The 26,570-nt window shown below is 62.2% G+C and carries 22 protein-coding genes; 7 read left to right on the top strand and 15 right to left on the bottom strand.

Annotated elements, in window-relative coordinates:
* Positions 1–48: 48 nt before the first annotated feature.
* Genes D002_RS0106160 through lpxB form a run of 3 tightly spaced genes read left to right on the top strand, consistent with a single transcriptional unit; the run spans position 49 to position 3,357 of the window.
* Positions 49–1,050, top strand: coding sequence for a Gfo/Idh/MocA family protein (locus tag D002_RS0106160; RefSeq protein ID WP_018141039.1), 1,002 nt, complete (start codon positions 49–51; stop codon positions 1,048–1,050).
* Positions 1,047–2,144, top strand: coding sequence for a DegT/DnrJ/EryC1/StrS aminotransferase family protein (locus D002_RS0106155; RefSeq protein ID WP_018141038.1), 1,098 nt, complete (start codon positions 1,047–1,049; stop codon positions 2,142–2,144). The genes D002_RS0106160 and D002_RS0106155 overlap by 4 nt, the downstream gene beginning before the upstream one ends.
* Positions 2,145–2,184: 40 nt before the next feature.
* The gene (gene lpxB / locus D002_RS0106150; RefSeq protein ID WP_018141037.1) at positions 2,185–3,357 is read left to right on the top strand and encodes a lipid-A-disaccharide synthase; all 1,173 of its coding nucleotides are present in this window, start codon (positions 2,185–2,187) and stop codon (positions 3,355–3,357) included.
* A 437-nt stretch (positions 3,358–3,794) separates the two neighbouring features.
* Here the strand turns inward: lpxB and lpxA are convergent, their stop codons facing one another.
* The 13 genes from lpxA to rpsB form a co-directional block, all read right to left on the bottom strand.
* Positions 3,795–4,577 (bottom strand): acyl-ACP--UDP-N-acetylglucosamine O-acyltransferase, encoded by a 783-nt coding sequence (gene lpxA / locus D002_RS0106145; RefSeq protein ID WP_018141036.1) that lies wholly within the window; start codon positions 4,575–4,577, stop codon positions 3,795–3,797.
* The gene (gene fabZ / locus D002_RS0106140) at positions 4,574–5,032 is read right to left on the bottom strand and encodes a 3-hydroxyacyl-ACP dehydratase FabZ (protein WP_018141035.1); all 459 of its coding nucleotides are present in this window, start codon (positions 5,030–5,032) and stop codon (positions 4,574–4,576) included. Before fabZ ends, lpxA begins: the two co-directional genes overlap by 4 nt.
* Before the next feature lie 108 nt (positions 5,033–5,140).
* Entirely contained in the window at positions 5,141–6,154 is a 1,014-nt protein-coding gene (gene lpxD / locus D002_RS13430) for a UDP-3-O-(3-hydroxymyristoyl)glucosamine N-acyltransferase (RefSeq protein ID WP_081610827.1), read from the bottom strand.
* On the bottom strand, positions 6,132–6,635 hold the full coding sequence (locus D002_RS0106130) for an OmpH family outer membrane protein (protein WP_018141033.1): 504 nt from the start codon (positions 6,633–6,635) through the stop codon (positions 6,132–6,134). Before D002_RS0106130 ends, lpxD begins: the two co-directional genes overlap by 23 nt.
* A gap of 53 nt (positions 6,636–6,688) precedes the next feature.
* The gene (gene bamA, locus D002_RS0106125; RefSeq protein ID WP_369772006.1) at positions 6,689–9,022 is read right to left on the bottom strand and encodes an outer membrane protein assembly factor BamA; all 2,334 of its coding nucleotides are present in this window, start codon (positions 9,020–9,022) and stop codon (positions 6,689–6,691) included.
* Between the two features lie 72 nt (positions 9,023–9,094).
* Positions 9,095–10,456: an RIP metalloprotease RseP gene (gene rseP / locus D002_RS0106120; protein ID WP_018141031.1), complete on the bottom strand. Its 1,362-nt coding sequence runs from the start codon at positions 10,454–10,456 to the stop codon at positions 9,095–9,097.
* Entirely contained in the window at positions 10,453–11,652 is a 1,200-nt protein-coding gene (gene ispC / locus D002_RS0106115) for a 1-deoxy-D-xylulose-5-phosphate reductoisomerase (protein WP_018141030.1), read from the bottom strand. Before ispC ends, rseP begins: the two co-directional genes overlap by 4 nt.
* A 16-nt stretch (positions 11,653–11,668) precedes the next feature.
* Entirely contained in the window at positions 11,669–12,505 is an 837-nt protein-coding gene (locus D002_RS0106110) for a phosphatidate cytidylyltransferase (RefSeq protein WP_018141029.1), read from the bottom strand.
* Positions 12,498–13,250 (bottom strand): polyprenyl diphosphate synthase, encoded by a 753-nt coding sequence (uppS, locus tag D002_RS0106105; RefSeq protein ID WP_018141028.1) that lies wholly within the window; start codon positions 13,248–13,250, stop codon positions 12,498–12,500. Before uppS ends, D002_RS0106110 begins: the two co-directional genes overlap by 8 nt.
* A 12-nt stretch (positions 13,251–13,262) precedes the next feature.
* The gene (gene frr / locus D002_RS0106100) at positions 13,263–13,820 is read right to left on the bottom strand and encodes a ribosome recycling factor (RefSeq protein ID WP_018141027.1); all 558 of its coding nucleotides are present in this window, start codon (positions 13,818–13,820) and stop codon (positions 13,263–13,265) included.
* Positions 13,813–14,550 carry a UMP kinase gene (pyrH, locus tag D002_RS0106095; RefSeq protein WP_018141026.1) on the bottom strand — a complete coding sequence of 246 codons (738 nt, stop codon included), beginning with the start codon at positions 14,548–14,550 and terminating at the stop codon, positions 13,813–13,815. The genes frr and pyrH overlap by 8 nt, the downstream gene beginning before the upstream one ends.
* A 104-nt stretch (positions 14,551–14,654) precedes the next feature.
* A complete protein-coding gene (tsf, locus tag D002_RS0106090) occupies positions 14,655–15,524 on the bottom strand; it encodes a translation elongation factor Ts (protein ID WP_018141025.1) in 870 nt (289 codons plus the stop codon).
* A 61-nt stretch (positions 15,525–15,585) separates the two neighbouring features.
* Entirely contained in the window at positions 15,586–16,359 is a 774-nt protein-coding gene (gene rpsB, locus D002_RS0106085) for a 30S ribosomal protein S2 (RefSeq protein ID WP_018141024.1), read from the bottom strand.
* 244 nt (positions 16,360–16,603) lie between these two features.
* Between rpsB and map the strand changes: the two genes are divergently transcribed.
* Both map and glnD read left to right on the top strand, forming a co-directional pair.
* Complete coding sequence (map, locus tag D002_RS0106080) at positions 16,604–17,389, top strand: type I methionyl aminopeptidase (RefSeq protein WP_018141023.1); 786 nt, start codon at positions 16,604–16,606, stop codon at positions 17,387–17,389.
* 45 nt (positions 17,390–17,434) lie between these two features.
* Positions 17,435–20,110, top strand: a complete 2,676-nt coding sequence (gene glnD, locus D002_RS0106075) for a [protein-PII] uridylyltransferase (RefSeq protein WP_018141022.1) — start codon at positions 17,435–17,437, stop codon at positions 20,108–20,110.
* A gap of 7 nt (positions 20,111–20,117) precedes the next feature.
* Here the strand turns inward: glnD and D002_RS0106070 are convergent, their stop codons facing one another.
* Positions 20,118–20,876, bottom strand: coding sequence for an OmpA family protein (locus D002_RS0106070; RefSeq protein WP_018141021.1), 759 nt, complete (start codon positions 20,874–20,876; stop codon positions 20,118–20,120).
* Positions 20,876–21,928, bottom strand: coding sequence for a hypothetical protein (locus D002_RS0106065; RefSeq protein WP_018141020.1), 1,053 nt, complete (start codon positions 21,926–21,928; stop codon positions 20,876–20,878). The genes D002_RS0106070 and D002_RS0106065 overlap by 1 nt, the downstream gene beginning before the upstream one ends.
* Before the next feature lie 260 nt (positions 21,929–22,188).
* Here D002_RS0106065 and D002_RS0106060 point away from each other — a divergent pair, with 260 nt between their 5' ends.
* Both D002_RS0106060 and D002_RS0106055 read left to right on the top strand, forming a co-directional pair.
* On the top strand, positions 22,189–23,253 hold the full coding sequence (locus tag D002_RS0106060; RefSeq protein ID WP_018141019.1) for a phosphate/phosphite/phosphonate ABC transporter substrate-binding protein: 1,065 nt from the start codon (positions 22,189–22,191) through the stop codon (positions 23,251–23,253).
* Positions 23,254–23,754: 501 nt separating this feature from the next.
* Positions 23,755–26,559, top strand: coding sequence for an EAL domain-containing protein (locus D002_RS0106055; protein WP_018141018.1), 2,805 nt, complete (start codon positions 23,755–23,757; stop codon positions 26,557–26,559).
* Positions 26,560–26,570: the final 11 nt, after the last annotated feature.

Genomic DNA, 26,570 nt, shown 5'->3' with positions numbered 1-26,570 from the left:
ATAGCGCCAAAAATCCTAGCACACCCCCTTCCGGATCCGAGCCTACTCATGTCCCAATCTCCGCTTCGTTGCGCCGCCATCGGCGTCGGTCACCTTGGTAAATGGCATGCCGCCAAATACGCCGCACTCCCGGACACCGAGCTCGTCGCGGTCGTCGATGCCGATCCAGAAACCGCCGAACGCATAGCGGCCGAACATGGCTGCCGGGCAGAGACGGATCATCGCGCACTGATTGGGCAGGTAGATGCCGTATCCATCGCGGCACCCACCACCCTGCATTACGACATCGCCCGGGACTTCCTCGAGGCCCGCTGCCACGTGCTGGTCGAGAAACCGATTACGGCCACGCTGGATCAGGCCGAAGCGCTGAATCGCATTGCCGAACAGCACAACCTGGTACTGCAGGTGGGGCACCTGGAGCGATTCAATGCCGCGCTCCGGCGGCTGACAGAGAGCCCGCTGCATCCCCGCTTCATCGAATCGCATCGCCTGGCGCCCTACAAACCAAGGGCGACAGACGTCTCGGTGGTGCTCGATCTAATGATCCACGATATCGACATCATCCTGTCGCTGGTCGACGCCCCGCTGAACGAGATCCGCGCCTCCGGGGCACGCGTGCTGACCGGCGACATCGATATCGCCAATGCCCGCCTTGAGTTCGCCAATGGCTGTGTGGCCAATGTGACCTCCAGCCGCGTCAGCACCAAGTCCGAACGGCGAATGCGCATCTTTCAGTCGCATGCCTATGCCTCGGTGGACTTCCAGAACCGTATCCTTTCGCTGAACCACATTGGCGAACCCGACCCGGAGACCGGCGCTCCGGCCATCCACCGGGACGAAAGCGTCTTCGACGAGGCCGACGCCCTGCTGGCAGAAATTCAGGCATTTGTCGCGGCCGTGCGCGGTCAGGGTCCGGTCGTGGTCAGCGGCCGCGATGGCCAGCGCGCCCTGGAAACGGCCAGCCGCATCACCGATCTGGTGTACGACAACCTCAATATCATGAGCCGGGCCGATGGCCCGCACAGCCACATCGAAGGAGTCAAGCCGTGATCCCGATGGTCGACCTGCAGCGCCAATACCAGACCCTGCGCCCCGAAATCGATGCCGCGCTTCAGGAAGTGCTGGCCGGTGCCCGCTTCATCCTGGGTCCCAATGTGCAGACCCTTGAGGAGGAACTTGCCAAGTACCTCGGCGTCGAGCATGCGATCACCTGCGCCTCCGGCACCGATGCCCTGCATCTGGCACTGGCCGCGGCAGGGATTGGCCCCGGTGACGAAGTCATCACTACGCCGTTCACCTTCATTGCAACGGCCGAGGCCATCCGCTACGTCGGCGCCGATCCTGTCTTCGTGGACATCGACCCGCGCACCTTTAATATCGACCCGGATCAGGTCGAAGCGGCGATCACCGAGCGCACCCGCGCAATCCTGCCCGTGCACCTGTTCGGCCAGCCGGCCGATATGCCACGCCTGCAGGCCATCGCCGAGCAGTGCAAGGTGATGATCGTCGAGGACTGCGCCCAGTCCTTCGGTGCATCCATTGACGGCGTACAGACGGGCGCCGGCACGGCCTTCGGCTGCTTCTCGTTCTTCCCCAGCAAGAACCTGGGCGCCTTTGGCGATGGTGGACTGGTGACCACAAGCTGCCCGTCCTCCGCGGAGACGCTGCGTCGGCTGCGGAATCACGGCTCCAGCGTGCGCTATTATCACGACGAGATTGGCTACAACAGCCGTCTGGACGAGATGCAGGCCGCGATCCTTCGGGTAAAACTGCCGCACATCAACACCTACAACGCGGAACGCCGCCGCGTCGCCGCCCGGTATCGCGATGGCCTGGCCGGCCTGCCGGTCGAGGTCCCCTTCGAAGACGGTATCGGAACGCACGTGTACCACCAGTACACCCTGCTCACCGACCACCGCGACGCCATCATGGAGGCCCTGAAGACCGCGGATGTGGCATGCGCGATCTACTACCCGGTGCCCCTGCATCAACAAAAGGCCTTCGCCGATCTTCCGAACCGGCCGGAAACACTGCCCGTAACGGAATCCGTGGCGGAGCGCTGTCTGTCGCTCCCGGTCTTCCCGGAACTCGAGGACGCGACCATCGACATGATCTGCGCGAAGATCCGCGACGCCCTCGCATGAGGCCACGTCGCCCTGCGCCCGCGAGGGCCCTCCTCCAGCAATGACGCAGCATGTGGTGATCTGCGCGGGGGAGAGCTCCGGTGACGCACTTGGGGCCGGGCTCGTCCACGAACTCTCCGACCTGGAACCCGGGCTTCGTTACACCGGCATGGGCGGCACACAGATGCGGGCCGCCGGGGTCGAAACCCTCATCGATGTCGAGGAGCTCGCCGTGGTTGGGCTGGTCGACGTCCTGGTCAACTACCCGCGTCTGCGCGGGCTGTTCCGGCGCATGTGCGCTCATCTGGAGGCCACCCGCCCGGACCTCCTGGTGCTGGTGGACTACGTGGAGTTCAACTTGCGCCTGGCGGCCAAGGCCCAGCGGCTCGGCATTCGCGTCCTGTTCTATGTCAGTCCGCAGCTGTGGGCCTGGCGCGCGGGTCGGATCAAACGCATCAAGCGCAGCGTGGACGCCATGGCCGTCCTGTTTCCGTTCGAGACCGAACTCTACGAGACCGAGAATATCCCGGTACGCTACGTCGGCAACCCACTTGTTGACCGCGTCAAGCCCACCGACCCCCCAATTCGGGAACGGCTTGGTCTCGCACCCCAAACACGCCTGGTCGGCCTATTACCGGGCAGCCGCAGTGGCGAACTCAAGCGCCACTGGCCGTTGCTGGTCGCGACGGCCCGCCGCCTGCGGATCTCGCACCCCGACGTCGCCTTCGTGGTATCTCTCGCGCCCGGCGTGACTACCGAGCGACTCGCGGCCCTGGCCGAATCTCACGACCTCCCGCTGCATTCTGTGAACGGCGACGATGCTACCCATTCGCTCATGGCCGGTGCCGACCTGCTGCTCATCGCATCCGGTACGGCCACGCTCGAGGCCGGCTTGCTGCGCGCCCCCATGCTGGTGTTCTACCGCATGGGCGCGCTCAGCCACGCGGTCTTCTCGCGCCTGGTGCGGCTCAAAAACATCGCCCTCGTGAACATCGTGGGGGGAGACCGCCTGGTACCGGAATACCTGCAGAGCGATGCCAGCGCGAAGCGATTGGCCACCGATGCCGAACGGCTTTTGGATCAACCGGAGGCCCTGGAGGCCATGCGCGAACGGCTCACGCGAGTCCGCGAACGCCTGGGAGACGGCGGCGCCGACCGCCGCGTCGCCGAGATGGTGCTCGAACTCCTCCACCACGGCCACCTCCTGACGCCCGACCACCAGAAGACCCCATAGCTCGCCGCACCGCTGCCTTGATTGCACCACAGAGGACACGGAGAAGGGCTAGGGCGATTCACAGGAAGAATGGAAGAGACGAAGACATTCAGGTTCATATGCCTTAAGGAAACGGCTCTTTCAGGTGGGCGCTTGCGGCAATCACAATGCCAATTCGCCATCACCGGCGTATACCCCCCAGGGGACCGACAACGCCGAAAAATCCGTCATCGCGAGTCGCGAAGCGACGCGGCGATCTGCGAGAACGCCCCCGGTTCCCTTAACGATTGTCGCGCTACGCTCACAATGACGACCAAGATCACCCAGATGCATCCGAGCCTTCCGGGGCCCTCTCTCGATAGCCCCTTCCTGCCTTCCTGTCAATCGCCCTTCATCTTGACCCTCCGTGCTCTCCGAGTCCTATGTGGTGAAACGAAAGAGCGCCTTGGGGTGCTACGTCAGTGGGGGCGGCCGCCGCGGAGGATGCCGCGGCGGCTGCCGCGCACAAATCCGATCAGGTTGCGGACCTCGGGGACCTCGGTCTCGTCGAACATCGTATCCAGGTGACTCTCGCGTCCGGCGCGGCCGCGCATGCCCTGGATGAAGACCCGGTGCAGCGCCTGAATGGCCTCGTTGGAGAAGCCGTTGCGCTTGAGTCCCACCTTGTTGATCCCAATCAGCCGGGCATAGTTGCCGCTCGCCAGGCAATACGGCGGCAAATCCCGATTGAGCGCGGCCCCCATGCTGGTAAAGGCATAGGTGCCCACTCGACAGAACTGATGCACCAGGGTAAAGCCGCCAAGCGTTGCGTTATCCTGAATCTCGACGTGACCCGCCAGCGAGGTCGCGTTGGAGAAGATAATGCCACTGCCGATCGTGCAGTCGTGCGCAATATGCACATACGCCATGATCAGGTTGTCGTGGCCGATCACGGTCTCGCCCAGCCCCTTCTCGGTACCGCGGTGCAGTGTCACCGACTCTCGAATGACGTTGCGATCGCCAATCACCAGACGCGTGGGCTCGCCACGGTAGCTCGTATCCTGAGGCTCCTCGCCGATCGACGAGAACTGGAAGATGCGATTTTCTCGACCGATCTCGGTCGGCCCCTTGATGACCACGTGCGAGCCAATCTTTGTGCCCGCGCCAATCTGAACGTTGGCCCCAATCACCGAAAATGGACCGACCTCGACCGAACGATCAATCTCGGCACTCGGGTGAATATCGGCCCGCGGATCGATCACGGCTTGATTTCCTGGCCAGAGCACATCAGTTGCGCCGTCGCACAAACATCCTCACCCACCCGGGCGATGGCGTCGAACCGCCAGATACCGCGAACGGTCCGTTTCAGGTCAACCCGAAGATGCAGTTGGTCACCGGGGACGACCGGGCGACGAAAACGCGCCTCGTCGATCCCGACGAACAGGTAGAGCTGCTGTTTGTCCTGATTCTCGTTCCGGGCCTCTTCGGTCTTGAAGGCGAGCAGGCCTGTCGCCTGAGCCAGGGCCTCGAGAATCAGCACGCCGGGCATCACCGGCTTGATGGGAAAATGCCCCTGAAAATAGGGTTCGTTGATACTGACGTTCTTGATCCCCGTCAGATAGGTGCCCGCCTCCCACTCAAGCACCCGATCCACCATAAGGAACGGGTACCGATGCGGCAGGTAGCGCATGATCTCCTGGACGTTGAAGTCATCCACGCAGATGTCCTTTCTCTGAGACTTGTTATGCCGCAGCCGGGCCGCCGAGCGGAGATCCAGTACGACGTTCGGTCCAGACCCGGCTTACGCCCGCCGGGTCCGGGTTAGTTAGTGCGCCATCCGTCGTAGACGCGCCAACATCCGGTTCCACAATCGTGCCTCCTGGTGTGGCACACCGGATGCGTACTCACCAGGACGTTCGATCGAACGCGTAACCAGGGTCATTGCATGGAGGGTCACGTGATCCGCGATGGAAAGATGCCCGAGGATGCCAACCCCGCCACCAATTGCGCAATGCGCTCCAATTCGGGCACTGCCGGCAATTCCGACGCAGCCAGCAATGGCCGTATGGTCGCCAATCTCGACGTTATGGGCAACATGAACGAGGTTGTCGATCTTCACACCCGTGCCAATTCGCGTATCGTGCAAGGCGCCTCGGTCGATAGTGGTGTTCGCACCAATTTCCACATCTGCGCCAATTACGACACCACCGAGCTGTTCGATTTTCTCCCAGCCCAATTCCCCCGCTGGTGCAAACCCGAAACCATCCGCCCCTATCACGCAACCACTGTGCAGGATGCAGCGTTCTCCGACGCTCACCTCATCAAGAAGCGTCACTCGCGGGTGCAGAAAGCTGCCGGCACCCACCTGGCTGCCCCGGCCCACGCAGCAATGCGCCCCGATCACCGCTCCCGCGCCCACCACTGCCCCGGCGCTAATCACTGCACCCACGCCGACGTGAGCATCCGGCGCGATCGCGGCTGACGCATCCACGGTCGCGCTGGGATGAATTCCCGGGTCACACACTCGACGCCCAGCACCGAGATACTGGCTCGCCCGGGCATATCCCAGATAGACATCCTCGATCTCAAGCAGAGTACGGCCCGGCCTCGAGGGCAGATTCGCACCTGCTGGCACCAGCACGACGCCAGCCGCACTCGCCTGTAGCGCCTCGGCATGGCGCTCGGCATGAACCACAAAACTGAGATCCTCTGGTCTGGCGCTCGACAGGGGCGCAAGGCCCGTCACGCGGCGCCCCTCATCCCCGGCGAGATGGGCGCCAAGCATCTCTGCCAGCTCACGTGCGGAATACCCGCTTTCAGTCGCGCTGCATTGCGGCAAGGATATCGTCCGTGATGTCGATTCGATCACTGGCGTACAGCACATTCCGCTCGGTCAGGATCAGATCGATGTCGCGCTCGCGCGCAAGGTCAACAATGGCATCATTGATCCGCCGCTGAAGCTTTGCCAGTTCCTCATTGCGTCGGACGTTCAAATCCTCACTGAAACTTTCCTGGGCGCGCCTGAATTCCCGCGAGCGCTGGGAAAACTCACGCTCCAGATCCGCCCGTTCGGAGGGGTTCATCAAATCCCCGTCACGCTCCAGGCGGTCGCGCAAACGCTGTAACTCCTCGCGCTCGGCCACCAACTCCGAATCTCGCGGCGAAAACTCCCTTTCCAGCTCGCGCATGGCCTCCTCGGCCTGCGGCGAATCCTCGAGAATCCGATTCATGGTGACGAAGGCCACGTTCTGAGCCCCGGCCACTGCCGGAACGGCCAACCAGCCCGTCGCAACCAAGGCCACCGCCGCCACTGCCGTCATCCAGGATCTCATGCGCCCTCCCGATGCCCTCGCATCGCTTGCACTCGTCACGGTCAGAAGCTCGCACCCAGCAGGAACTGGAAGCGCTGCAAATCGTCGCCCGGCTGATTATTGAACGGCTCGGCCACGCTGAAGCTCAACGGCCCGACCGGCGAGAACCAGGTCACCGCAAAACCCGCCGACGCCCGCAGTTCGCTGGTATCGAAGTCCGAAACCTCGTCGAACACGTTACCCGCGTCCACGAAGGTACTCATCCGCACTGCGTCATTGTCGGCGGCAAACGGCAGCGGGTAGAACAATTCGGCGGACAAGGTCGTCCGGAATCGACCTCCGTAGGGGTCGTCATTGGAGTCTCGAGTCGCAGGGTCCCCATCCCGCAAGGGACGCTGGTCACCCAGTCGGTTGTCTTCGTACCCACGAACGGACCGGATGCCGCCCGCAAACAGCCGCTCATAGAACGGCAGCTCGTCCCCACCGTAACCATCGCCATAGGCAAGACCCGCCGACATGCTGAACGAATAGCGATCGGACAGTCGGAAAATCTCCTGGCCCGAATAGGTCAGTTTGTAGAACTCGCGGTCACTACCCGGCAGCGCCACCTCCAATCCGACGCGGTGGCGACGCCCTTCAGACGCAAAGGTCGTGCTGTCCCGCGTATCGTGGACGTAGCTGGTCTCGATCTTGTAGAGATTCGCGGAAGACCCGAACTCGTCCAGCTCATCAATGATTTCGTCCGGTGTCCGGATACGTCCACTGCCCGATTCCACCGTCTGGATATCGATATGCTCGAATCCCGGTCGAACCTGAAGCCGATCGAACTCCGACAACGGGATCCCGTAGGTGACGTCGAAGCCATACCGGTTGGAGGAGTACCGCGAGATGTTGGCTTCCTCCGCGTCAATCTTGCGGTAAAACACGGAGAAGCCGCGGCTGGCGCCGGATGGCGTGTAGTGCGGGTTGGTGACACTCATACGGAAAATCTGGTTCACACGGCTCGTGCTGACGTCCGCGGAAAACCGGTTACCGGTACCCAGGAAGTTGTCTTGGGTCAGACCTGCCGTCAGCAAAAGTCCCTGGTTCTGCGAGAAACCCGCCCCCAGCGACAAGGCCCCTGATTGCTGTTCGGTGACCGTGATGTTCAGGTCCACCTCGTCATCGGTGCCGGCAACCCGCTCGGTTTCTACATTCACGCTCTGAACGAACGGAAGCCGCTGAATCCGAACCCGCGAGCGATCCACCAGCGCGCCGTTGTACCAGGCACTTTCCATCTGCCGTAGCTCGCGGCGATAGACCCGTTCTTCGGTATTTCGGTTACCGGTTATCCGGATATTGCGGACATAGACTCGGGGTCCCGGATCGACGAAGAACGTGATCTGGACCTCTCGGGCGTCCTCGTCGACGTCCGGCACGGGGTTCACGTTGGCAAACGCAAAGCCCTCCCGGGTCAGGCGTTCGCTGATCCGCTCCGCGGACTCTGTAACTTGGCTGCGGGAGAATGGGGCGTCGATGTCCACTTCGATCAGGCTTTCCAGCTCATCTCGGGGAATCACGAAATCCCCGGCCAGATCTACACCCGTCACGGTGTAACGCTCGCCTTCGTCCACATTGATGGTGATGAACAGATCCCGGCGATCCGGGGTCAATGTCACCTGAGTGGAATCGATATCGAACTCGAGGAAACCCTGATCAAGATAATGCGACCGTAGCTGTTCCAGGTCGCCGGAGAGCTTTTCGCGCGAATAGTTGTCACGGCGGCTAAAGAAGGCCCACCAACGCGGGACACCAGACTCAAAACGACGTGTCAGTTCGCGCGTAGTAAAGGTCTCGTTACCCACTACGTTGACCTGTCGGATCTTCGCCACCGGCCCTTCGGCAATGTCGATCTCGATATCCACGCGGTTACGCGGCAGGTCGACGATCTCCACATCGATCTGAACGTTATAGCGACCCCGAGCGAAATACTGCTGTCGGAGTTCGCTTTCGATCCGATCCAGCATCGTCCTGTTGAATACCCGGCCCGAGCGCAAGCCTGCCGAGTCGAGCGCCTCGCGCAACCCGTCATCGGGGATGTCGCGGTTACCGGAGAAGTTGATCTCGTTGATCGCGGGTCGTTCGGAGACCATCACCACCAGGACATCTCCGCGCCGCGCAATCTCGACGTCGTCGAAGAAGCCGGTCTGGAACAATTCACGGATCACTTCCGGGCTGCGACTATCGTCGAAGGTATCGCCCACCTGAACCGGCAGGTAACTGAGAGCGGTACCGGCGGTAATCCGCTCCAGCCCCTCGATTTCGATGTCCTCGATCTCGTAGGCCTGGCTCCAGGCCGTACCCGCCAGGCCCAACAAACTGACCAGGACCATTGCTCTCAAGCTGTTTCGCGCCATGCTCTCCGCCAAAAAAAGGCCGCTCGGTGGCTTGACCGAAGGCACCCAGGGTGCGCTTCCAGGCGCCTCCGCCTATCCGAACAGTCGTGTCAAATCATTGTACAGGGCCAGTGTCATCAACCCCGCAATCGCCAGCAAACCCACCTGCTGGCCAATCATCTGGGTCCGCTCCGACACCGGACTCCCCTTCACCGCCTCAGCGGCGTAATACAGCAAGTGCCCGCCATCCAGTATCGGGATGGGAAGCAGGTTGATGATCCCGAGCGAGACACTGACCAGCCCGAGAAAACCCAGAAACGCCGAGATCCCGATAACCGCCGAGACGCCCGCGAATTCGGCTATGGTAACTGGTCCGCTGATATTTTTAACCGAAGCGTCGCCGGTAACCATGCGCCAAAGGATCCCCAGGGTCAGCGTCGTTACATCCCAGGTGCGCTCGATTCCTGAAACGAAAGCCGAAATCGGACCCTGCCGGACCAGCACGGCCATATCGCGTGCCGCGGACTGATCGGTGTCCACCCCCGCCCCAATGCGCCCGATTGTGGTGCCGTCCGCGTCCACCGACTCAGGACTCATACGCAGCTCTAGCGTGCGACCATCCCGCTCAACCGTTACCTGTAAGTCCGACTCGGGATGCGCCCGGACCACCTCGACCCAGCGATTCCAGTCCCCCACCGGCTCACCGTCCACCGCCAGAACCCGATCCCCCACCTCGAGCCCCGCAGCTGCGGCAGGGCTTCCCCCCTCTACCGAGCCGATACGGGGCTCCAGCATCGGGCGATAAGGACGCAATCCCACCCTTTCGAGAAACTGGCCCTCTCCCAGCAGCCCCTGGCGGTCGCCAAGATCCAAGTCGCGCTCGACCTCGCGCCCATCCTCTTCGCGCAGCAACAGCGTCACTCGTTCGCCGCGTACTGCGTGATCGAGCAGCCGTAGATTCGCCTGTTCCCAGTCCACCACTGCGCGATCACCCACGCGCAGGATCTCCTGACCCCGCTCGAGGCCGGCTGCGGCAGCGGGCGTGTCCGGCGCAATCTCGCCCAGCACCGGCTTAACCCCACCCACTCCGACCATGAACATCACTGCATACAGCACGATCGCCAGCAGGAAGTTCGCGGCAGGGCCCGCCGACACGACAAAAGTGCGCGCGCTCAGGCTTTTCTGGTTGAACGCCCGCGTCACATCCGCTGGCGGAACGGCTCCTTCGCGCTCGTCCAGCATCTTGACGTAACCGCCTAGCGGCACCGCAGCGATCACGAATTCCGTTCGATCACGCCCGAAGTGACGCGTGAACAACGGCCGGCCGAAACCAACCGAAAAGCGCAGCACCTTTACACCCATCATCCGAGCAGCCAGGTAATGCCCGTACTCGTGCACCGTGACCAGAATGCCGATGGCCACAAGAAAGGCCAGTACGCTCGTCAGGAACGTCATGAGACTACGTTCCGGGTCTTCGCGACCCACTCAGACGCCACCTCGCGCGCCCTTTGGTCCGCGCTCAGGACCCGTTCCAATGAGTCCACCGGCTCCGCCTCGATTGCATCCAGCGTGGCGGCGATCACCGTTGTGATTTCGCTGAAGGCCAGCCCTTCCTGAAGAAAGGCCTCAACCGCAACCTCGTTGGCCGCGTTCAGAACAGCGGTGGCGGTTCCCCCTCGCTCCAGGGCCTTATAGGCCAGACCCAGCGCGGGGAACCGAGCCGCCTCGGGCTCATAGAATTCGAGCTTGCCCATCGCCAGCACATCCAGTGGCTGCACGCCAGACTCCATGCGCTCCGGCCAAGCCAGCGCATGCGCGATGGGGGTACGCATGTCAGGGTTACCAAGCTGCGCAAGCACCGAGCCATCGTCGTAGGCCACCATGGAGTGCACGATGCTCTGCGGATGCAGCACGACCTGGATCATTGAGGGCTCCACGGCAAACAGCCAGCAGGCCTCGATCACCTCCAGTCCCTTGTTCATCATCGTCGCCGAATCCACGGAGATCTTGCGGCCCATATCCCAGTTGGGATGAGCACAGGCCTCGTCCGGCGTAATGCCCGCAAAACTGTCCAGTGGCCGGTCACGGAACGGCCCTCCCGAAGCCGTGAGCCAAATCCGACGCGCCCCATGGGGCGTTACCGACTCCGCGCATACATAGCCATTGGGAAGACACTGGAAAATGGCGTTATGTTCGGAGTCGATCGGCAACAGGCAGGCACCGGAGCGGCGCACGGCGTCCATCAGCAAGGCCCCGGACATCACCAGCGCCTCCTTATTCGCCAGCAGAACGCGCTTGCCCGCCTCTGCTGCGGCCAACGTCGGCAACAATCCGGCTGCACCGACGATCGCGGCCATGACGGCGTCCACCCGAGGCTCACGGGCCACTTCCGCAAGTGCCTCCACCCCCGTACGAACCTCGGTGTTGCAGCCCGCAGCCGCCAGTGCTGTGCGCAAGGCCTCGCCCGCCTCGACGTCCACCATGACCGCTACCGCAGGCTGATGGCGAAGGCATTGCTCACGCATACGCTCCACGTTGCGATGGGCGGTCAGGGCATGGATGCAATAGCGATCTGGCTGGCGCGCGACCACATCGAGCGTACTGAGCCCAATGCTGCCGGTGGAACCAAGAATGGTGAGCTGCGTCGTCATGGGCACCTGTCAGCGCTCAGGCCGCCGCCGGGGGCGCCGGAATGAGCGCTAGCCACAGCAGACCCGCCAGGAAGACCGGTGCGGCTGCGACCATGCTGTCGAACCGATCCAGAATACCCCCGTGGCCGGGCAGCAAGGAACCGCTGTCCTTCTCTCCGGCTTCACGCTTGAGGATGCTCTCGAACAAATCCCCCACCACCGAGACCAGCCCGATCAACACGGAAAGCAGCAGGAACACCAACGCATCCATGGGCTCAAGGCCCCAGATCGCCGCCCCCACAATCGCGAACGCCAGCACGGTGACGAGTCCACCGAACAGGCCCTCGCGCGTTTTGCCTGGACTGATATGCGGTGCAAGTGGGTTGCGCCCGAAGGTCTTACCGGCGAAATAAGCGCCGGTATCCGCGAGGCCTACAAGCACCACAAGATAGACCACCAGCAGGGGTACCAACGCATGCAACCAGACCAAACTCATCCCGGCTGGCACCAATGCCACGATCGCCGCGAGCGCGAACAGGTGGCCACGGTTCGCCTTTTCGTCCACCTCGCGCTCCCGATAGAACGGGAGTATCAGAAGGACGACCAACCACCAGAGTAGAACCAGCCCGAGAATCAGATAGTGCAATGCCCCGATCGGGCTCGCCCCAAGTGCCAACACCGGTATGACGACGCCCGCCACCAGCAATCCCCTGGCACTTGCGCCCCGGAGCCCTGCCAATCCAGCCCACTCCCACGTCGCCAAACCCAGAATCAGCGACACCAGCAACAGCACGACCCAGTTCGGCCCCCAGGCCACCAGCGCCAAAGCCGGAAGGCCCAGTACTGAAGCCGTCAGAATGCGTTGCTTAAGCATGCGGCGCCTCATTGTTCGCAGTGCCCGTCGAGGCCGTCGATAAGCGCCCAAACCGTCGCTGGCGGCTTGTGTACCAGGCCAGCCCTTGCTCCAGCTCAGTCGACGTCACCTCGGGCCAAAACGCCTCAAGGAACAGCAGTTCCGCATACGCCGCCTGCCAGAGAAGAAAATTGCTGATGCGCCGCTCACCTCCCGTACGGATTAGAAGATCCACGTCGGGCATACCGGCCGTACTCAAGTAACTGGCAAACTCTGCCTCGGAATCGCGTCCCTCATCGCCCTCCGCCGCCCAGCGTCGGGCCGCTTGCAGGATGTCCCAGCGGCCTCCATAGCCCAGTGCGACGACCAGCCGCATCTGCTCGTTGCCCGCAGAGGCCTGCTCCGCTTCGGACATCCGGGCCTGCAAGGCTGTGGGGAAGCTGGCGCGATCGCCAATGAAGGTCAACGCGATACCACGTTCGACCAATTCCGGGAGTTCGGCCTCGATTGCCGAGACGAACAGATCGAACAGGGCGTCGATCTCGTCCTGCGGGCGGCCCCAGTTCTCGCTGCTAAAGGCGAAGAGCGTCAGAGCCCGGACGCCTTGTTCCGCGAAGAATCGAACGGACTGGCGTGTCGCCTCAAGGCCGGCTCGGTGCCCTTCGGACCGCGACAGACCGCGCGCCTCGGCCCAACGACCGTTGCCATCCATGATAATGGCTACGTGCGCGGGAAGCGCCCCGGTGGGTGTGCTGGTAACCGGCATCGCCAGGGCCGGTCAGACTTCCATCAACTCGGCTTCCTTGTCCGCCAGCATCGCGTCCACCTTGGCGATGTGATCGTCGGTCAGCTTTTGAATCTGATCCTGGGCCTTGTGTTCGTCGTCCTCGGACATTTCCTTGTCCTTGACCAGCTGTTTGAATGCATTGTTGGCATCGCGCCGAATGTTGCGCACGGCCACTCGTGCGTGCTCGGCCTCGGCCCTCACGACCTTCACCAGATCCTTCCGGCGTTCTTCGGTCAACGCCGGCAGAGGTACCCGGATCACGGTCCCCATGCTCGCCGGATTGAGCCCCAGGTCAGACGTCATGATCGCCTTCTCGACCTTGCCGACCATGTCCTTTTCATAGGGGACTACCGTCAACGTACGCGGGTCCTCGGCATTGATATTCGCGACCTGGTTGATCGGGACCTCCATGCCGTAGTAATCCACGTGCACATGTTCGAGCAGCGTGGGGTGCGCACGTCCCGTCCGGATCTTCGACAGTTCGTTACGCAGCGCTTCCAGGCTTTTGTCCATGCGCTCGCGCGCATCCTTGATGGTGGCGTCACTCATTACGGGATCCCTCAACCAGGGTGCCGACCGGTTCGCCCATCACGAGCCGGTGCAGATCGCCCTTTGAAAACATGTTCATTACACGAAGCGGCAAGCCATTGTCACGGCACATCACCAACGCCGTGGTATCCATCACCCCTAGCCGCTGCTCCAGCGCCTCGTCGAACGTCAGCCGCTCGTAACGCCGGGCGTCCTTGCGCGTCATCGGATCGGCATCATAGACCCCGTCGACCTTGGTCGCCTTGATCATGATATCGGCATTAATCTCGATCGCCCGCAGGCTTGCAGCGGAGTCCGTAGTAAAGAATGGATTCCCCGTGCCGGCTGCAAAAACCACGATGCGGCCCTTTTCCAGATGGCGCACCGCCCGCCGACGGATATAGTCCTCGCAAACTTGGTTGATCCGAATCGCGGACATCACGCGCGAAAACCGTCCGGCCCGCTCGATCGCGTCCTGGAGCGCCAGGGAATTGATCACGGTCGCCAGCATGCCCATGTGGTCACCGGTCACCCGGTCCATTCCACCCTGGGCCAACCCTGCACCGCGAAAGATGTTGCCGCCACCAATCACGATGCCGACCTCCACGCCCATGCGGGAGAGCTCCGAGACTTCTTCGGCCACCTGTGCCAGGACATCCGGGTCAACCCCGTAGGATTGCTGGCCCATCAGGGCCTCCCCGCTCAACTTCAAAAGGATGCGCCGATACGCCGGCTGGCTGTCCTGACTCATGGGGTTCCTTATCTCGGGGCTCGTTATGATCTCGCTTGCCAGTTTTTCTGGCCCGTTCATCCAAAAGCGGCCGCTTCAAGCGGCCGCTCCGGAGTCCTGCTGGCTCAGGCGCCGCGCGCCTGCGCCATTACCTCTTCTGCGAAGTTCTCGGTCTTCTTCTCGATGCCCTCGCCCACCTCGTAGCGGATGAAACCGGCAACGGAGGCACCCTTGCCTTCCAGCAACTGACCAACGGTTTGATCCGGGTCTTTCACGAAGGGCTGACCGACCAGAGTGATTTCACCGAGGTATTTGCGAATCCGGCCTTCGATCATCTTTTCAATGATGTTTTCCGGCTTGCCAGATTCCTCGGCCTGAGCCTTGAAGATCGCGCGTTCCTTGTCCAGCAACTCCGTCGGCACTTCGGTTTCGTCGACGCACACCGGATGGCTCGCAGCGATGTGCATCGCGACATCCTTCGCCAGGGCCTCATCTCCACCGTTCAGGGCGACCACAACGCCAATTCGCACGCCATGCTGGTAGAAGCCCAGCGCGCCTTCGGCCTTCATGCGCTCGAAACGGCGTACCTGGACGTTCTCGCCGACCTTGGCGATCAGCTGAGTGCGCTGCTCTTCCAGGGTCTGGCCGTCGACGGTCTCGGACATCAAGCTTTCGACCGAGTCCGCAGCGGTCTTCAGCGCGACGTTGGCGCAGGTACCGGTGAAGGCGCGGAAGTTATCGTCATTCCCCACGAAATCCGTTTCGCAGTTGATCTCCACGATCACCGCCTGCGAACCCTCGTTGGCAATTTCGATGCGACCTTCAGCCGCCACGCGACCTGCCTTCTTGTCCGCCTTGGCCATGCCCGACTTGCGCATCGCTTCGACTGCGGCTTCGAGGTCACCACCGGTTTCGGTCAGGGCCTTCTTGCATTCCATCATGCCGGCGCCAGTGCGCTCGCGCAGTTCTTTCACTTGTGCAGCAGTAATCTGCATCGTTACATACTCCTGAAGTCGTGCTTGGACCGGCTACCCAGGGGATAGCCGGCCCCTGTTATCAAGCGGGGTTCGCGGGCGAGGCGGTGTCCGAACCTTCCGCGGCGGCGGCCGGCTCGGCGAACGCTTCCTCGTTCACGCCACCCGTGGCCACCGCGCCCTTGGCTTCGATGATGGTGTCGGCGATGGCAGCCACATAGAGCTGAATCGCGCGCATCGCGTCATCGTTGCCGGGGATCACGTAGTCCACGCCTTCCGGGGAGTGATTCGAGTCGACCACGGCCACCACCGGGATGCCGCGCTTCTTCGCTTCCGCCACGGCAATCTTCTCGTAGCCGACATCGATCACGAACATGGCGTCAGGCATGCGGTTCATGTCCTTGATGCCGCCCAGGGTCCGGTCCAGCTTTTCCTTTTCACGGCGACGGCTCAGGGCCTCGCGCTTGTTCAGGACCTGGAAGCTGCCGTCCGCGTCCATCGTCTCGAGATCCTTCAGGCGCTTGATCGACTGCTTGACCGTATTGAAGTTGGTCAGCATGCCGCCGAGCCAGCGGTGGCTCACGTGCGGCATACCGCAGCGACGCGCCTCTTCACCGACCACGTCGCGTGCGGAGCGCTTGGTGCCGACAAACAGGATGTGGCCACCGTCGGCGGCGATCTTGCCGAGGAAGTTCAACGCATCGTTGAACATCGGCAGAGACTTCTCGAGGTTGATGATATGAATCTTGTTGCGCTCACCAAAGATGTACGGGGCCATCTTGGGATGCCAGTAACGCGTCTGGTGGCCGAAGTGCACACCGGCCTCCAGCATCTGTCGCATAGTCACGAGGGACATGAGGTTTCTCCTGTAACGGGTTGAGCCTCCACGCATCCCGATCTGAAACCCGAACCGAATCTTCTTCGCGAGCGGGCACCCGACAGACCGTGCCGATACGTGTGTGGATTAAGGTTTCGCAAGAACCGCCCCAAAAGCGGTCTTCCGGCCCCGCCGAATTGCCAGCGAGGCGCGCGCTTTATAGCATAGGACGCTTACTCGAACCAAACGCCGAGCCCCTCAGGGCGCCGCGGCGGGAGCCCAAATGTCCGTTTCCATCAAGACCCCCGAAGAGATCGAACACATGCGCGTAGCCGGCCGTCTGGCCGCCGAAGTCCTGGAAATGATCGAGCCCCACGTGCAAGCGGGCGTCACCACCGGAGAACTGGACCGGATCTGCCACGACTACATCGTGAACACCCAGGATGCGATCCCGGCCCCGCTGAACTACCGCGGGTTCCCCAAATCCATCTGCACCTCGGTCAATCATCAGGTCTGCCACGGCATCCCGGGTGATCGAAAGCTTAAGAATGGCGACATTCTCAATATCGACATCACCGTGATCAAGAATGGCTTCCATGGCGACACCAGCCGCATGTTTGCCATCGGCAAGGCTGGCATCCAGGCCCAGCGCGTAATCGACGTGGCCCGCACCAGCATGTACCTCGGCATTCAACAGGTGCGCCCCGGCGCCACGCTTGGCGACATTGGGCATGCCATACAGCAATATGCCGAAGGCCAGCGCTGTTCCGTAGTGCGGGAGTTCTGCGGTCACGGCATCGGGCGCGGCTTCCACGAAGACCCGCAAGTCCTGCATTACGGCAAACCCGGCACGGGGATGGCACTCGAGGAAGGCATGTGCTTTACCATCGAACCCATGGTCAATGCGGGCCGGCGCCACACTCGGGTGCTTGCGGACGGCTGGACTGCCGTCACCAAGGACCACAGCCCGTCCGCCCAGTGGGAACACACGATTCTGGTAACCGCCGATGGCTACGAGATCCTGACCCTGCGCAAGGACGAAACCCCACCGCAGGAGATCGCCGCCTGATTTCAGGCGTTCCCGCCAAAAGCCCGCCCATTCCACGGAGATCCCATGAATCCAGCGGGCAGCACACCCGGCGAACTCGACGTCCCCGCCTTCACCTCGGAATGGGGTGACGACTATCAGCGCCTGAGCCGCAACCCCGGTAACATCGCGCTGTTTCGTGATCGCCGCCGCGCCATCCTGGAACAGCAGTACCAGGGCTTTCGCGACGGCATGCCCATCACCGACCTGATCCATGGTCATGCGCGGCGCATCGACGAACTGCTCAAGCTGATCTGGGCGCAGAAAGGTCTGGCCGACGACGATCAACTCTGCTTGATCGCCGTAGGGGGGTATGGCCGAGGAGAACTCCATCCGGCCTCGGATATCGATATCCAGATCCTCATGGAGGGCGAGAACGACCGTACCCGGCTGGACCGCATCAGCGAGTTTGTGACCTTTCTTTGGGATATTGGTATCGAGGTCGGCCACAGCGTGCGCAGCCTTGAGGACTGCACGCGCGAAGCTCGCGACGACATCACGGTTGCCACCAACCTGATCGAGGCGCGTTACCTCTCCGGACACCTCGGCCTGTTCAATGATTTTCGCACTGCGATCGGACCGGATCGTGTTTGGGATTCGCGCAGCTTCTACGCCGCCAAGCTGGCGGAACAGCAGGCGCGGCACCGCCGGTTTGGCGAGACCGCCTACCGCCTGGAACCCAACGTCAAGGAAGGCCCCGGCGGGCTGCGCGACATTCAGATGATCGGCTGGGTCACCAAACGCCACTACGCGGCCGAACGGATCGAGGAGCTGGTCTCCCTCGGCTTCCTGCGCGAAGGCGAGTTCCGCGAGATGATGGAGGGCCAGAATTTCCTGTGGCGGGTCCGTTTTGCCCTGCACATGCTGGCTGGCCGGCGTGAAGATCGCCTGCTATTCGACCTGCAACGCCAGCTAGCGAACACGTTCGGCTTCGTGGATCAGAACCAGAACCGTGCGGTCGAGCAGTTCATGCAGCGCTACTTCCGCACGATCAACGACCTGGAGCGCCTGAACGAGCTCCTGTTGCAGCACTTCAACGAGGCCATTCTCGACGACCCCCAATCGCTTCAGGAACCGATCCGCATCCATCAGCGCTTTCAAATCCGGGGCGGATACCTTGAAGCCGCGCATGACCAGGTCTTCATGATCTATCCACCGGCGCTGCTGGAGGTCTTTCGCCTGCTGCAGGAACACGCGGAAATCCAGGGCATTCGAGCCTCTACGATTCGCCTGATTCGAGCCCACCGCCATTTGATCGACGGTCATTTCCGCCGCAATCCCGTCTGCCGCAAGCTGTTCATGGACATCCTGCGCGCGCCACGCGGCATCACCAGCCAACTACGCCGGATGAACCGTTACGGGGTTCTGGGCAATTACCTTCCGGCGTTCGGTCGCATCATCGGCCGCATGCAGTACGACCTGTTTCATGCCTATACAGTCGACGAGCACACCCTGAACGTGGTGCGCAATGCCCGCCGCCTGGCCTTGCCCGAATTCGCCCACGAACAACCCCTCGCCAGCGAGATCCACACCCAGCTGGAGCGACCCGAACGCCTGGTCCTCGCCGCCCTGTTTCACGACATCGCGAAAGGCCGTGGTGGCGATCACTCGGAGCTGGGTGCTCACGACGCACTGCACTTCTGTCAACAGCATGACCTGTCCGACGAAGACGCGGCGATCGTCGCCTGGCTGGTGCGTTCGCACCTGCTGATGTCCCTGACCGCTCAGCGCAAGGATATCTCCGATCCCGACGTGGTCCTGCAGTTCGCGCACGAGGTGCAGGTGCGCGAGCGCCTCGACCTGCTCTACCTGCTCACCATTGCCGACATCCGTGGCACCAATCCAGAGCTATGGAACAGCTGGAAGGACTCCCTGCTCCAGACGCTCTACCACGCGACCCGCAACGTGCTGGAGCGAGGCCTGGATACGCCTCCGGACATGGACGAGCAGATCTGCCAGACCCGGACCGAGGCTCTGGCCCTGCTTGAGCATCAGGGGTTCCAGCCCGAGCAGGCCCGGGCCTTGTGGGATGAACTGGACGACGAGTACTTTCTGCGTCACTCCCCGGACGAAATCGCCTGGCACGGGCAGGCCCTGCTACCTCTGGCCACCGAGGAACTTCCCCTCGTCCTCGTTCGCCCCAGAACCTCTCGGGGCAGCACCGAAATCTTCGTGTACGCCGAGGACCATCCGCAGATCTTCGCGCGCATCACCAGTTCTCTGACCCAGCTGGGCCTCGACATCGTCGACGCCCGCATCATCACCACCGCGGGTGGGCGGACGCTGGACACATTTCTGGTGCTGGAAAGTGGGGGCGGCCAAACCGTCGACGCCGGATACCGTTGCGAAGAAATCCGCCAGAACCTGGAGCAGGCGCTCCACCGCGAAGGTATTCCAGACACCCCAGTTTCGCGCCAGCTACCGCGTCGCCTGAAGCACTTCGATGTGGATACACGCATTGAGTTCGAGCCCGCTTCGTCGGGCCAGGCGACCCGCATGCGCCTGCGCGCACTGGACCGACCCGGCCTGCTCTCAACGATCGGGCATATCCTTGCCGCACAGGAGATCGACGTGCGCACAGCCCGCATCGCCACCGCAGGCGAACAGGTCGAGGACAGCTTTCTGCTCAGCCGCCCCGGCCGGCAATCCCTAAGCCCCGACGAGCAGGCGACCCTGCGCAAGGCCCTGATCGCGGCGATCTGAAGGATAATCAGCGGGAACGGGCCTCCAGCGGTTCCGGCTCCGGCACAGAGGCGTCACCCAGCAGGCGGGCCTCGAAGTCGGTCAGAACACTGAACTCCACCCGGCGCGAGGCGGCTCGATCCTCGGCACCTCGAGCATCCAAAACCTTGCGCGACGAAGAGAGCCCAACCGCTGCAACACGTTCGCGAAACCAGTCCGCCTCCTGCAGGGGTTCCAGCCGGTAGGCGTACTCCAGGACCGCACGGGTCCGCCGCTGACTAAGATCCATATTGCCAAAATAGGCCTCGATCTCGTTATCGCTCCCGGCCCATTCACTGGAGGTATGACCCTCAATTCGGACCTCACGGATGACGCCAGCGAATGGCCGCAGTTGTTCCGCATAGCGCGGGATAAAGTCGTCAAGAATCGCCTCGAATCGCGGCCGAATCTGGGCCGAGCTGCGTTCAAAAAGCACCTCAGGCTCACGGAATCGCAAGGTCAGCGTGTCGCGATCCAGCTCCGCATTCCAACGCGGCAGATCCTCACGAAACTCCTCCTCCAGCACCGAATAGATCGCCGCACGCAGGGCCGCCGCCTCGTTCCGAACCTCGGTATGGGCCGCGCTTTCGCGCTCGACCTGGACCATGTGCAACAGGGCCAGGAACAGAAAGATCATCATCAAGGCGGCCATCAGGTCCGCCACTGCCAGCCAGTGCGATCCGTGATCGGCTTCTTTACCGGGCGCGCCGCCGTGACGCGATCGCAGGCGCGCAATCCACGAAAGCATCAGTTCGTACCGCCGGCGGGGGCCAACGCGGTTTCCGTCCCTCGCTGCCAACGGTTCTCCGCAGCATGCCCGGCATGCACGGCGTTCTCGATACTCTCGAGCATCGCCTCCAGCCGCGCATCCATGGCCGGGAACGCCTCGGTCGCGCGATCCCTCAAGGCGGCAATACTGCTCAGCAAGGCCTCAAGCTCCACCGTCTCCCGGCGCAAACTGGAGAGGGTCGACTCCTGATCTTCCACGTGACGCGTAATCTGCAAGGCCTGACCGGTCATGCGTTCAAGGGTCTGTTCGGTCTGCTCCACGCCGGACCGGGCCTGATCAAAGGCCCGATGCAAACTATCCATCTGCTGACGGTACTGCTCCTGCCACTCGACGAGTCGTGCCACCGAATCATCCAGCCGGCGGAAATTCTCCCCAAACTGTTCGCCCAGGCGGCTGTTGAAGTCATGGATTACCCTTTCCAGCGCCTCGACCAAGTGTCCACTGCTCATCTCGGTCATGCGTTCGGCCATCGCGCTCAACGTCTGATTCAGGTCCCGGTGCTGACGCTCTAGCCGGGCATCCAAACGCTGATCCATCGCTTGCACGGCCGTAACCAGGTCGCGAGCCGAGGCCTGTTGGTCACGCATCAACGCGAGCGTTGCTTCCCCACTTCCCTCTACCTGCCCCTCGCCCGAGCCAGGCACCGCCGCCGAACCCGACATCAGGACTTGGAGAAGGCGCAGCACGGACGCCAAAAGAATCCCCACAATACTGGTAACAAACGCCAGCTTGAGGCCCTCTAGCAATGCCGGGATGCTGGCCTCGACGCGGGCGGCATCAAAATCAATCAAGCCAATCGAAACGCCCAAGAACGTCCCCAGAATGCCCAAAGTGGTCAACAACCCCGGGGCGGCCGCCTGCAGCGCTGTGGCTCGACGCAATGCCAAGGCAGCGAGGGCTGCGACAAAAAGGCCGAAGAGCAGCAGCGAAAAGCCCCCGATCACGGTCATCGGGCTCAATTCGCCGAGCGTGGCAAGCAATGCCTCGGCTAGGCGTTCAAGAATATTCATTTCCTCTCCTCGGCCATCCACTGGGTCTGGCGAATTGCGATCAGGCCAGAGGCCATGCAAGAAAAACGCCACCCTTCTATTGCACCTGGCGGGAGAACCTTTTGCGGGGTAACCCAGTCCCAGATTGACGAGAAGCCGTCACCCCTACACTACGACCCCCAAGCTTCATACGGTTTCGACAGATTATTGACGCATCGACGAAGCCATCAAAAAACGCTATACCGATGGGTACCAAGAGCGCCTTAAGGAGACGCCAATTGATGGACGTGCTCACGCTGGTGCCCCATCGGGTCCGTTCAGCCATTGAGGCCCACGCCGATGCAACCGGAAAAAGGGGCCGCCCGACCGCGCGCGCATCGATCGGCGCTCTTCCAGCCAGGCATCCACGTTCCGTGGGACCGTCCCGTTCCGCAGACCACGCTCTTCGCTCCATCCGACGGCGGCTGGCCGCATTCATCGCAATCCTGGCCGTATCGGCTCTCGGGGCCACATCATCCGCCCACGCAGAGCCGGAATCACTCGCCCTGGGCATCCAGCCATTCGCCAGCCCAACGAGCCTCTTCGAACGTTATGCGCCACTGCGAGACTGGCTTGCCGACACCCTAGATACCCCGGTGCGCATCGAATCCGCGCGTACGTTTTCCGACTTTTTCACGCGCTCACATGAGGGGCGGTACGACCTGCTCCTCACCGCCCCCCATGCGGTGCCGGACCTACTGGACGCAGGCGGGTACCAACTCGTAACCAGCTCCAGTGATCGCCTTGCAGCGGTAGTTCTCGTCAGCCTGGACTCACCACTGCGCAACCTGCAGGACCTGTCCGGGGCCCATATCGCGGCACCCGCCCAAGAAAGCCTGGGTAGCGTGTTGATTAAGAACCTCGCTCAGCAATCACTCTCCCCCGAAATTCCACTGCCTACCTTTCAGCACTACCCTCACCATGGAGCCGCTGTCACCGCCATGCAGCGCGGACTGGCGGACGCCGCTGTGATAGTCATTGATGGGCAGACACTGGTTGCCCGCAATGAGATCGCAGAGGGAGTACCGCGCATGATTTCGCTGGCAGACGGGTCTCTCAAGCGGATCATCGGCCAATCGGAACCGTTCCCAGGGATCACCCTGCTCGCTCGCGCGAATCGAATCCCGGACGCGGCTGTGCTCGGCCGCCAACTCGAAGCGCTTGCCGGACAGCCAAACGGGCGCCGCATGCTTCGAGAGATCGGACACAGTGGGTTTGAAGCCGCACACGCATCGGACTACGCGCCTTTTCGCGGCATGCTGGCAGACTCCCTTATCTCCCCACCACCTGCCGCCCATGAGCATTAAATCGCAACAGACTAAATCGGTCTGAAACAGGATCAACGCGCTCATATTGTTCACGTGATGCCAAAGTCCCTAGTTTGCCTCCGCGACCGACAGCACCGAGACACCGTTTGAGGCCTTCCAGATCGTCTGCTTAAAGCGGGGGCCACTTGACACCACCCTTCCGCTGACTAAAGTACCGGGCCGTCCGACCCCCTTGGCTCTTCGCACCGACCGCGCGCTTGAAGGCTCGCCGCGACGCTGCGTTGAGTTGAGAACGACTACAGGCTCCACCACTGCACCCGCGGGTCCAAAGGCGGGCCCCATTGGTGAACGACCCCACTCTCCTTACAGCAACTCGCCAACAGCCAGAGCGGACTTGGCCACGAGCGCGTATCATGCGAAAGACGTCACCAAAGTCGGACACCCACCTACGGACGAAGTCATGAATCGCTCCGTAAACGCGCAAACCGGGCCAGTCAGGCCCTTCCCAATCGCAGTGGTTTATGCGCCCCCGAGGCATCCGTGCGGCTGAATTTTGCTTGGCAGATCATTATCGGCACGGTGACCATCCAGGTGGTCATGGTGGGCGTTCTTCTGTTCAGCGGCATCACCCAAGTAAAGGACAATCAGCAAGAGGTATTGCAACGCAGCGCCGAACAGCAAAGCCGTTTTCTGGCCAGTGCTTTGACACCGGGCCTGGCCTATTCGGACCCCGCGATGTTGCAGGATCTACTCGACTTGTTGGATACCGATTCCAACCTCCTCTATGCCGTCGTGCTCGATGCTAACGAACGGGTCATGGGCTCCGTGGGCATCGCCACGACGACCTTGCCGGCACCGGCCGCGGGGGTTCGCAGCAGCGATGGCCTGATTGAGGTTGCACGAGAGATTGATTTGGCAGGGCAACCACTAGGGAGCTTTGCGGTTGGCTACTCGACCGAGGCCATCGACCTGTTGTCCGGGAATCTGCTTGAACGCAATATCACCCTGGCCCTATTGGTGCTGGGTTTATCGACGCTGGCCGCGGTCTTGTTCAGCCTGGTCATCACGCGTCGCTTGCGCCTACTCAACCTGGCGGGCAAGGCGCTAGAGCGTGGTCAGCTCGACCATCGGGTTCAGGTTCGATCCCACGACGAGTTCGGTGACCTCGCCATTACGTTCAACGAAATGGCGGCCCACCTCCATAACACTCAATCCACCCTGCAAGAGCAGAACCAGCAGCTAAACCGCTCGGTCGCGCGGCTGGAATCGATGCTGGGCGGGGCCAATGCAATCCTGTGGGAGGCCAATCCCGATACGCACGAGTGGGAGTTTGTGGCCGGGGATACGCGTCACCTGCTGGGATTCCCCGCGCGCAACCTGGGCCGCGGGGAACTTCGAGCCCGACATATCCATCCCGCCGACTTACCTCGAGTCCAGGCCGCGGCACGGCAAAGCCACGAACGGGCCCGCACCGTCGACTATCGCTTCGCACATCGTGGCGGCCAGTGGATTTGGCTCCGCGACATTCTCTCGCACGCACAAGACGCGGGCGGCCGCCAAAGCCTGCGCGGCCTCACGCTGGATATCACCACCCACCGGCGCACGACCGATGCCCTCGCTGAAAGTGAAAATCGCTACCGCGATGTCGTGGACCACATCTCCGAAGTCATCTTCCGCACCGATGCCGATGGGCGCTGGACGCTGCTCAATCCAGCCTGGGAGGCCCTAACCGGCTTCACCGTGGACGAGACGCTGGGGCGCCCGATATGCGATTTCGTTATACCGGACGACCAGGAAGACGCCCGCGCCTTCTGCGCGACCCTATTGGCTGGATGCGACCGCGCCCAGTCGGAAGAGATCCGCCTGCACACCCAGGGCGGTGAGGTCCGTTGGGTCAACGTGTACGCCAGCGCACGTTTCGACGACCGCGGTCACGTGACCGCGACCTTCGGCACCATGACCGACATCACCGACCGCAAGGTGGCCGAGGACGAAATCCGGCGCCTGGCGTTCTTTGACAGTCTGACCCAACTACCCAATCGAACCCTGCTGCATGACCGACTCGGTCAGGCCCTTGCTAATTCCGAACGCTCGCGCCTGCATGGCGCCTTGCTGTTCATCGACCTCGACAACTTCAAGGACATCAACGACACCCTGGGTCATGCGGTCGGCGATGACCTGCTGCGCCAAGTTGCGGAACGCATGATGGAATCCGTACGCGAGGCCGATACCCTGGCCCGGCTGGGCGGGGATGAGTTCGTCATCATCCTTAATGACCTCCACCCGGACCCCGCTCGCGCCGCCACCCAAACCGAAGCAGTTGGGCGCAAACTGATCGACCTCCTGCGCAAGCCTTTCCGGCTCGCCGGTCAGAAACGCCACATCACGCCCAGCATCGGCGCCACGCTTTTCAGTGGACGCAACCTGGGAGTGGAAGAGGTCCTCAAGCAAGCGGACCTGGCCATGTACCGGGCGAAAAACGCCGGGCGCAACACCATCCGCTTTTACGACCCTGAGTTACACCGTGCCGTGGAGGCTCGCTTTGAGCTCGAAAGCGAGCTCCGCCACGCGCTGGAACTGGATGCGTTTACGGTCGAATACCAGCCCCAGGTGGACGCGGCCGGCCTTGTCGTTGGGGCCGAGGTGCTGTTGCGCTGGAACCACCCAACCCGCGGCGCCGTATCGCCAGCAGAATTCATCCCCGTCGCGGAACAGACAGGCCTGATTGTGCCCATTGGTCGCAAGATCATCGGTGATGCCTGTGCGCTGCTCGCGAAGTGGCGCGAACAGCCGCAGTTCCGTGATCTCACCCTGTCGGTGAACGTCAGCGCACGCCAGTTCCGGCATCGAAGCTTCGTGCGCGAACTGGCCGACACCCTGGAACGCACCGGCGCGCCGGGCAATCGTCTCAAGCTGGAACTCACCGAAAGCATGCTGCTGGAAGATGTTGAGACCGTTATCGCTCACATTGAGAAGCTTCGCACCCTCGGGATCGAATTCTCCCTCGACGACTTCGGGACGGGGTACTCATCCCTGGCCTATCTCAAGCGCCTGCCCCTGGCACAGTTGAAGATCGACCAATCCTTTGTGCGTGATGTACTCGATGACGCGAACGACGCCGCCATCGCCCAGATGGTGGTCAATCTCGCCCGCACGCTTGACCTCAACGTGATTGCCGAAGGCGTCGAGAACGAACAACAACGCGCCTTTCTGTTCGGGCTTGGCTGCCGCCACTTCCAGGGCTTCCTGTTCGGGTACCCGGGAACCCTGGCGCAGCTGGAATCCCGGGTCAGCGACAGCCTGTCCAATGGACAACACCCCACCGGGGTTGCCCACCGCCCATAGATTCGTATTTT

It is taken from the genome of Thioalkalivibrio sp. ALJ7 (assembly GCF_000376865.1).
GTDB lineage: Bacteria > Pseudomonadota > Gammaproteobacteria > Ectothiorhodospirales > Ectothiorhodospiraceae > Thioalkalivibrio.
Note: the sequence above shows the minus strand (reverse complement) of the source record. Positions and strands in the feature narration are given on the sequence as shown.

Bases quoted from the DNA above. Each gene is read 5' to 3' on its own strand.
- rpsB (WP_018141024.1), bottom strand. From the start codon at position 16,359: ATGTCCCTCGTGACTATGCGACAGATGCTGGAGGCCGGTGTGCACTTC.
- tsf (WP_018141025.1), bottom strand. From the start codon at position 15,524: ATGCAGATTACTGCTGCACAAGTGAAAGAACTGCGCGAGCGCACTGGC.
- lpxB (WP_018141037.1), top strand. From the start codon at position 2,185: ATGACGCAGCATGTGGTGATCTGCGCGGGGGAGAGCTCCGGTGACGCA.
- D002_RS0106110 (WP_018141029.1), bottom strand. From the start codon at position 12,505: ATGCTTAAGCAACGCATTCTGACGGCTTCAGTACTGGGCCTTCCGGCT.
- ispC (WP_018141030.1), bottom strand. From the start codon at position 11,652: ATGACGACGCAGCTCACCATTCTTGGTTCCACCGGCAGCATTGGGCTC.
- D002_RS0106130 (WP_018141033.1), bottom strand. From the start codon at position 6,635: ATGACGGCAGTGGCGGCGGTGGCCTTGGTTGCGACGGGCTGGTTGGCC.
- uppS (WP_018141028.1), bottom strand. From the start codon at position 13,250: ATGCCGGTTACCAGCACACCCACCGGGGCGCTTCCCGCGCACGTAGCC.
- D002_RS0106065 (WP_018141020.1), bottom strand. From the start codon at position 21,928: ATGAATATTCTTGAACGCCTAGCCGAGGCATTGCTTGCCACGCTCGGC.
- glnD (WP_018141022.1), top strand. From the start codon at position 17,435: ATGAATCCAGCGGGCAGCACACCCGGCGAACTCGACGTCCCCGCCTTC.
- rseP (WP_018141031.1), bottom strand. From the start codon at position 10,456: ATGACGTTCCTGACGAGCGTACTGGCCTTTCTTGTGGCCATCGGCATT.
- D002_RS0106060 (WP_018141019.1), top strand. From the start codon at position 22,189: ATGGACGTGCTCACGCTGGTGCCCCATCGGGTCCGTTCAGCCATTGAG.
- pyrH (WP_018141026.1), bottom strand. From the start codon at position 14,550: ATGAGTCAGGACAGCCAGCCGGCGTATCGGCGCATCCTTTTGAAGTTG.
- frr (WP_018141027.1), bottom strand. From the start codon at position 13,820: ATGAGTGACGCCACCATCAAGGATGCGCGCGAGCGCATGGACAAAAGC.
- bamA (WP_369772006.1), bottom strand. From the start codon at position 9,022: ATGGCGCGAAACAGCTTGAGAGCAATGGTCCTGGTCAGTTTGTTGGGC.
- D002_RS0106160 (WP_018141039.1), top strand. From the start codon at position 49: ATGTCCCAATCTCCGCTTCGTTGCGCCGCCATCGGCGTCGGTCACCTT.
- D002_RS0106070 (WP_018141021.1), bottom strand. From the start codon at position 20,876: ATGCTTTCGTGGATTGCGCGCCTGCGATCGCGTCACGGCGGCGCGCCC.
- map (WP_018141023.1), top strand. From the start codon at position 16,604: ATGTCCGTTTCCATCAAGACCCCCGAAGAGATCGAACACATGCGCGTA.